This is a genomic window from Pseudomonas sp. KK4 (assembly GCF_001984065.1).
Lineage (GTDB): Bacteria > Pseudomonadota > Gammaproteobacteria > Pseudomonadales > Pseudomonadaceae > Aquipseudomonas.
The window spans coordinates 1-6,994 of record NZ_LYVP01000184.1 but is presented as its reverse complement, the minus strand read 5'-3'; the positions used below and the strand labels follow the sequence as shown (position 1 = coordinate 6,994).

The following is a 6,994-nucleotide window of genomic DNA, read 5'->3' as shown; positions in this document are numbered from 1 at the left end:
ATCTTCATGGGGGTAGGGGTGGGGATTGCGGCGTCCGGCACGCTGGTGCCGCTGTTGCTGCAACAGGGCCTGGCGCAAACCTGGTTGGGCCTGGGGCTGATAGCGCTGCTGCTGACCGCCATCGCCTGGCGTGGATGGCCGAGCGACAATGCGCCAATGTCTGACGTCACCCACCACCGTCGTCCAGCCGCCAACGGCACGCTTAAGGCGTTGTACGTGGAGTACGCCCTCAACGCTGCCGGCTGGGTGCCGCACATGATTTTTCTGGTGGATTTCGTCGCTCGCGGCCTCGGTCAGGGCCTGCAAACCGGCGCGCAGTATTGGGTACTGTTCGGCATCGGCGCCACGGTCGGCCCGCTGTTGGCCGGAGCGCTGGCGGACCGGGTTGGCTTCGGTCGCGCACTGCGGATGGCGTTCATCCTCGAGGCCGTCAGCGTGGCGGTCCCGGCGATTGGCCTGGGCACCGTCTGGCTGATGGCATCGAGCGTGATCGTCGGCGCCTTCGTCACCGGCACCGTGCCGCTGGTGCTGGGCCGATTGCATGAAATCCTCGCCAGGCATCCAGCCCAGCAGGCGGCCGCCTGGCAAACCGCGACGGTGGGCTTCGCGCTGTTTCAGGCCGTGGCCGCGTATGGCCTGTCGTTCCTGTTTTCCTGGAGCGGCGGCAACTACCAAATGCTATTCATCATCGGCACGGCAGCCATGCTGATTGCCTTTGTCATCGACGTGGTGGCGGCGGTGCGAAGCGCCCGGTCAGCGCCAGCGGAGTACCTGTCCCAGTGAATTATGCCGATCGCAATCTCCCTTACTGGCGTCGCAACCTGGCGGTTTGTGTGTTCGGTTCGTTCACCACGCTGGTGAGCCTGAGCATGCTGCTGCCGTTCCTGCCGCTGTACGTGCAGCAGCTCGGCGTCACGGCCCAGGCCGATGTGGTGCAGTGGTCGGCCGTGGCCTTCGGTGCGACGTTTTTCGGTACGGCGATCACCGCGCCGCTCTGGGGTCGACTGGCGGACCGCTATGGCCGCAAGCCGATGCTGATCCGTGCCGCCATCGGCATGGCTATTGTGATGTCGCTGATTGGCCTGGCGCGCAACGTCACCGACCTTGTGGTGCTGCGCCTGGTCGCCGGGTTGATCGGCGGCTATGCCTCGGCGTCGATCGTAATGATCGGCTCCCAGGTGCCACGGGAAAAGGCCGGCTGGGCGCTGGGCGTGCTGTCGACCGGAGCGCTGTCCGGCAACCTGATCGGGCCGTTGGTGGGTGGATTTCTGCCGCAGTTGGTGGGCATTCGCGGTACCTTCTTCGTCGGTGGCGCGATGATCGCCGTGGCCGCCTTCAGCACCATTTTTCTGATTCGCGAGGATTTCGATCGCGGGGTGGATGGGGTGCGGCGCGGCAAAACAGCAGCGGTCGATGGCGTCAGTTCGCGCTGGCCGATCATCGCCGCGTTGCTGGTGACGGCGATGATGGTGCTGCTGGCCAACATGTCGATCGAGCCGATCATCACCCTCTACCTCGGCGATCTGGGCGTGGCGGTGGACGATCAGGCGCGGCTGGCGGGTGTGGTGATGGCCTGTTCGGCCCTGGGCAGTATCCTCACGGCCGCCAGGCTGGGGGCGCTGGCCGACCGCGTGGGCAGTTGGAACGTGATCGTCGGCTGCCTGGTGTTGACCGGCGTCGTCATGCTGCCCCAGGCCTTCGTCACGCAATGGTGGCAGTTGGCGGTGTTGCGCGGCCTGATGGGCATGACCATCGCCGGGTTGTTGCCAGCGATTGCCAAGCTGATTCGCCATTCGGTCGAGGAGCACAACACCGGCAAGATTCTGGGTTACCTGCAATCGGCGCAGTTTTCCGGGCAGGTGATTGGGCCGTTGATCGGTGGCCAGATAGGCGCGCATTTTGGCTTGCATCACGTGTTTCTGGTGACGGGCGGGTTGCTGGTGCTGTGTGCCGCTGTGAACGGCTGGATCAAAAGCCGCTTTTACGCGGTGTCAGTTATTAGCGCGCCACACTAGCCAGGGCCGGGACTTCGTCCTCGCGCACGCTTTGCAGAAAGGTCGACAGCGCGCTGGAGTAATAACCGTCGATGCGCCGCACGAACACGGTCTGGACCTCGGCCATGTCCGCCGGCAGCTCATGCACCGCGACCAGCCCCTCGCGGGCCGCGCTGGCCACCACACCCCGTGGCAGCAAGGTGATGCCGACCCCCGCCGACACGCAGGCGATGATGGCTTCGATCGAGCCGAATTCCAGCGGCTCCGGGGCGACGATGCCGAGGCTGGTCAGCAGGGTGTCCAGGCGTTGGCGATAGGAGCAGCCGATGCGAAACACCACGGTCTTGAGGTGCTCGATGCCGGCGATGTCAGCGAGGTCGCGCAGGGCCGGTGAGGTGACCAGCACCAGTTCTTCGCGAAAGGCTTCTTCGCTGTGCAGCTCCGGATGGTGGACGGGACCGGCGACGAACGCGCCTTCCAGCTTACAGTCGATGACGTTCTGGATCAGGCTGCAGGTGGTGCCCGTGCGCACCACCGGCCGCACCTCGGGATAGGCCTTGGCGAACTGCGCGATCAAGCGCGGCAGGCGCATGGCCAGGGTGGTTTCCAGGGTGCCGATTTCCAGTACACCCTTAGGCAGACCGTCATCCCGGGCGGCGCTGGACGCATCGTGCAGCAGCTTCGACAGTCGCGCCGCGAACGGCAGGATCCGCCGTCCCGCGGGCGTCACCTGAACGCCCTTGGCACTGCGCTGGAACAACGCCACGCCGAGCTCGTCCTCCAGCGAACGAATCCGCGCCGAGACGTTGGATTGAACGGTGTTCAGCTCGCTGGCGGCCTTGTTCATGCTGCCGAGGCGGGCGACGGCGTCGACCACTTTGAGGTCTGCTACGTCCATTGGGGATGCCTATCTGGAAAAGTAATAACTGATGCTAAAGCTTCGGCTCGAGGGAGATGGCTGTCAAGGTAGCCTAACGACGCAAGCCGTGGCGAGGGAGCTTGCTCCCGTCCGGCTGCGCAGCAGTCGCAAATCCAGACAAATCGGTACCGCTGAAGAACGCCAAGGGCCGCTGCGCAGCCCGACGGGAGCAAGCTCCCTCGCCACAGGGATGAGCGGCGCATTTGGCCAGGTTGAAGAAAGGGCAAAACGATTCACCAAAAACGATCCACCAAATCACAAATGATCATTTTACATGATCACCCACCGGGCATAGGTTGAACGGGCACAGATACCGCAGCCAGTGGCGGATCGAGTCTGAATCTGAGGCTGTGGAACAACAATAACGCAACCACTGCTACACGGAGTCAACGTGAACCCAGCAACCGAATCGGCCCGTATTCGCAATCATCCCCGCTACAAGGATCTGGTCTCACGGCAGCGAAGATTCGTCGCCTGCCTGACCGCCGCCACCCTGGTCCCGTATTTCGCCTTCATCCTCGTTGCCGCGTTTGCCCCGCAGCTGCTGGCGACCAAGCTGTCCGCCACCAGCATCATCAACATCGGCTGGCCCCTGGGCCTGGTGTTCATCGTCGGCGCCTGGTTGTTCACCGGGCTCTACATCCACCGCGCCAACGGCGAATTCGATGACCTGACCGCACAAATTCGCGCCGGGGTGATCGTATGAGTCGGCTCCTGAAACACCTCATCCTTCCCGTCCTGCTGTGCACCTTCGCGGCCCGCGCCATGGCCGGCGACGTGCTGCAGAACGTCGAAAAACAACCGCTGAACATCACCGCGATCAGCATGTTCCTGGTCTTCGTCGTGACCACCCTGGGCATCACGTACTGGGCGGCCTCCAAGACCAGATCCATGGACGACTTCTACAACGCCGGTGGCGGCATCACCGGTTTCCAGAACGGTCTGGCCCTGGCCGGTGACTACATGTCGGCGGCCGCGCTGCTGGGCGTCACCAGCATGATCTTCTTCAACGGTTTCGACGGCGTGCTGTACTCCATCAGCTTCTTCGTCGCCTGGCCGTTGCTGCTGTTCCTGTTCGCCGAGCGCATCCGCAACCTGGGGCGCATCACCATTTCGGACATCGCCTCGTTTCGTCTGGATCAAAACCGCATCCGCACCCTGACCGCTTTCGGCTCGCTGACGGTGGTGTGCTTTTACCTGGTGGTGCAGATGGTCGGTGCCGGGCAGTTGATCCAACTGTTGTTCGGCCTGCCGTACAACTACGCGGTGATCGCCGTGGGTTGCCTGATGGCGGTGTACGTCACCTTTGGCGGCATGGTCGCCACCACTTGGGTGCAGATCATCAAGGCCGGGTTGCTGTTGTTGGGCGGGACCTTGCTGGCGTTTCTGGCGTTGAGCAAGTTTGGGTTTTCCTTCGATCTGCTGTTCGAAAAAGCCGTGGCCGCGCACCACGATGGCGAACGGATCCTGCTGCCGAGCAAACTGGTGGCCGATCCACTGTCGCTGATCTCGCTGTCATTGGGCCTGGTGTTCGGCACTGCGGGTTTGCCGCATATTCTGATGCGCTTTTTCACCGTGCCCGACGCCAAACAGGCGCGCAAATCAGTGTTCGTCGCCACGGGCTTCATCGGCTTTTTCTACCTGATCGTCGCCGTGCTCGGCCTGGCCGCCATCGTCATCGTCGGCCAGGACCCGGCCTTCTACGAGGGCGGCAATCTGGCGGGCAAATTGATCGGCGGCGGCAACATGCCGGTGATGCACCTGGCCAAGGCCGTGGGTGGCGATCTGTTGCTCGGCTTCATTTCAGCGGTGGCCTTCGCGACGATCCTGGCGGTGGTGTCCGGGTTGACCATGGCCGGCACCTCGGCGATTTCCCATGACCTGTACCTGATGGTAGTCCGCAAGGGCAAGGCCGATGCCAGGGACGAGCGTCGGGTGTCGCGGTTCGCCTCCGTGGGCATAGGCATCGTCGCGGTGGTGCTGGGCATTCTGTTCAAGGATCAGAACATCGCTTTCCTGGTGGCGCTGACCTTCGGCGTGGCCGCGTCGGTGAATTTCCCGATCCTGGTGCTTTCGATGTACTGGAAAGGGTTGACCACTCGCGGTGCGTTGATCGGCGGTGTCGCGGGCCTGATCAGTGCGGTGGGCCTGGTGATTCTGTCGCCGGCCGTCTGGGTCAAGGTGCTCGGCAATAGCGAGGCGATTTTCCCCTACGACTACCCGGCGATCATCTCGATGAACGTGGCGTTCTTCTTCACCTGGCTGGGCTCGGTCACCGATCGCAGCCATAGGGCAGGGCTGGAACGCGAGCGATTCGACGACCAGTTGATACGCGCCCAGACCGGCCTCGGCGCCGCTCAAGCGGTCAATCACTGAATCGTCCTTTCACCTCTTCCTGATTTTGCGTTCGTTGCAAAAGGAGTCCCTCATGCAACTGCGAGACAATGGCCTGCGCTTTTCACCCATCACCGTCGCCCTGCACTGGGTCGTGGCATTTGCGCTGTTGGCGATATTCGGCCTTCAACTCTTGATCAGCCACGCCTCCAGCGAGGCACAACACCTGGCGCTCGGCAGGTTGCAGAACCTGCTGGGTTTGATCCTGTTCCTGGTGTCGAGCTATCGATTCTGGGCGCGGATCACCTCCTACCATCCACTGCCGGTGGGCACCCCCAATCCCATCGAAGTGATCATCAGCCGTTCGGTGGCGGTGTCGCTGGCCCTGGCGATGGTGCTGCTGCCGATCGCGGTGTGGGCTTCGCGGTGCGCGGCCGGCGAGGCGGTGGCGTTGCCCGGCGGGTTGTGGATACCGAGCGTGCTGCCCGTCAATGCCACGCTCAAGCATGTGGTCGATGTGTTGTTCAACATCGGCGCCTCGGCGTTCCTCGCGGGCCTTGCGCTGCACATTTTCGGCGCGGTCAAGAATCACTTTCTCCTGAAGAACAACACGCTCAAGCGCATGCTGGGCAAACACGTGGAGCTGTGAGTCATGAATCAACATGCATTGGATTTCGGCGGCAACGCCATCACCCGGCTCTGCGGGGTGAAGTACCCGATTTTCCTCGGTGGCATGGCGGCCATTTCCGGGCCGCAACTGGTGGGGGCGGTGGCCAACGCCGGGGGCATGGGCGTGATCGGCGGGCTGCGTTTGCCGCCGCTGGCCCTGCGCCGCTGGATCGCCGAGACCCGCGCGCTGACCGACCGGCCGTTCGGGGTCAACCTGGTGCCGCAGTTCGGCGGGCCGGATGTGTTTGAGGCGCAGTTCCAGGTGATCCTCAAGGAAAAGCCCAGGCTGCTGTCGCTGTTTTATGCCGAGAAATACGCCGCCGACATGATCCCCCGGGCCAAGGACGCGGGACTGGTGGTGATGGTGCAGGCTGGGTCGGTGGAGTTGGCGCAGATCGCCATTGCCCAGGGCGCGGACATCATCATCGCCCAGGGCAGTGAGAGTGGCGGGCATTTGAACCGCGGCACCATCGGCATCATGCCGTTGCTGACCTCGATCCTCGATGTCGCCGAGGGCAGGCCGGTGCTGGCGGCCGGTGGCGTTGTCAACGGCGACGATGTGCGGGCGCTGATGTCGCTCGGCGCGTCCGGGGTGGTGGTGGGCACGGCGTTCATTGCCACTCAAGAGTCCAATGCGCATCCGCTGTACAAACAAAAGATTGTCGAAGCCAGTACCGATGACACCGAGTACCGCACCGGCTATTCGTTCGGCTGGACCTTCGGCACGCCCCATCGGGTGATCCCCAATCGGGACAAGTGGAATGTGTTGCGGTTGATTGGCGGTGGAGCGAGGGCGATCGACAAACCGCGGATGGCGCAGAAACTGTCGCTGTATGCGGGGCAGGGGGTGGGCAAGATTCACAGCGTAGTGCCGGCGGCCGAGCGTGTGGCGGAACTGGTGAGTGGGTTGGTGAATGTACGGCAAACCGACATCGTCGATTACGCAAACACGGGGCGTTTCCTGAATGAGCAGAGGAGGACGCTGGGCTGGCAGTGACCCGCAGATTGTCGGGGCCGCTTCGCGCCCCAGCGGGAGCGAGGGTGTCAGAAATTTTGTGTTCGGGCATAACATGAGTAA

At 63.2% G+C, this 6,994-nt stretch carries 7 protein-coding genes; 6 read left to right on the top strand and 1 reads right to left on the bottom strand.

All coding sequences use genetic code 11. The features are described 5' to 3' along the window. Positions 1 to 783 (top strand): YbfB/YjiJ family MFS transporter (locus tag B0W55_RS28105; protein WP_139340996.1); only part of this gene is annotated, 783 nt, incomplete at its 5' end. Continuing rightward, positions 780 to 2,015 carry an MFS transporter gene (locus B0W55_RS28100; RefSeq protein ID WP_077049168.1) on the top strand — a complete coding sequence of 412 codons (1,236 nt, stop codon included), beginning with the start codon at positions 780 to 782 and terminating at the stop codon, positions 2,013 to 2,015. The genes B0W55_RS28105 and B0W55_RS28100, both read left to right, overlap by 4 nt. Here B0W55_RS28100 and B0W55_RS28095 read toward each other — a convergent pair. After that, positions 1,999 to 2,892, bottom strand: a complete 894-nt coding sequence (locus B0W55_RS28095) for a LysR family transcriptional regulator (protein WP_077049167.1) — start codon at positions 2,890 to 2,892, stop codon at positions 1,999 to 2,001. The genes B0W55_RS28100 and B0W55_RS28095 overlap by 17 nt on opposite strands. 412 nt (positions 2,893 to 3,304) lie before the next feature. Here B0W55_RS28095 and B0W55_RS28090 point away from each other — a divergent pair, with 412 nt between their 5' ends. From B0W55_RS28090 to B0W55_RS28075, 4 genes are read left to right on the top strand one after another with little or no spacing between them, the layout of a single operon-like run. Beyond that, the gene (locus B0W55_RS28090) at positions 3,305 to 3,619 is read left to right on the top strand and encodes a DUF485 domain-containing protein (protein WP_077049166.1); all 315 of its coding nucleotides are present in this window, start codon (positions 3,305 to 3,307) and stop codon (positions 3,617 to 3,619) included. Beyond that, positions 3,616 to 5,289 carry a cation acetate symporter gene (locus B0W55_RS28085; RefSeq protein WP_077049165.1) on the top strand — a complete coding sequence of 558 codons (1,674 nt, stop codon included), beginning with the start codon at positions 3,616 to 3,618 and terminating at the stop codon, positions 5,287 to 5,289. Before B0W55_RS28090 ends, B0W55_RS28085 begins: the two co-directional genes overlap by 4 nt. 52 nt (positions 5,290 to 5,341) lie before the next feature. Continuing rightward, positions 5,342 to 5,896, top strand: a complete 555-nt coding sequence (locus tag B0W55_RS28080; RefSeq protein ID WP_077049164.1) for a cytochrome b — start codon at positions 5,342 to 5,344, stop codon at positions 5,894 to 5,896. Between the two features lie 3 nt (positions 5,897 to 5,899). Beyond that, positions 5,900 to 6,913 (top strand): nitronate monooxygenase family protein, encoded by a 1,014-nt coding sequence (locus tag B0W55_RS28075; protein ID WP_077049163.1) that lies wholly within the window; start codon positions 5,900 to 5,902, stop codon positions 6,911 to 6,913. The last annotated feature ends 81 nt before the right edge of the window (positions 6,914 to 6,994 follow it).

Bases quoted from the DNA above. Each gene is read 5' to 3' on its own strand.
- B0W55_RS28095 (WP_077049167.1), bottom strand. From the start codon at position 2,892: ATGGACGTAGCAGACCTCAAAGTGGTCGACGCCGTCGCCCGCCTCGGC.
- B0W55_RS28085 (WP_077049165.1), top strand. From the start codon at position 3,616: ATGAGTCGGCTCCTGAAACACCTCATCCTTCCCGTCCTGCTGTGCACC.
- B0W55_RS28080 (WP_077049164.1), top strand. From the start codon at position 5,342: ATGCAACTGCGAGACAATGGCCTGCGCTTTTCACCCATCACCGTCGCC.
- B0W55_RS28075 (WP_077049163.1), top strand. From the start codon at position 5,900: ATGAATCAACATGCATTGGATTTCGGCGGCAACGCCATCACCCGGCTC.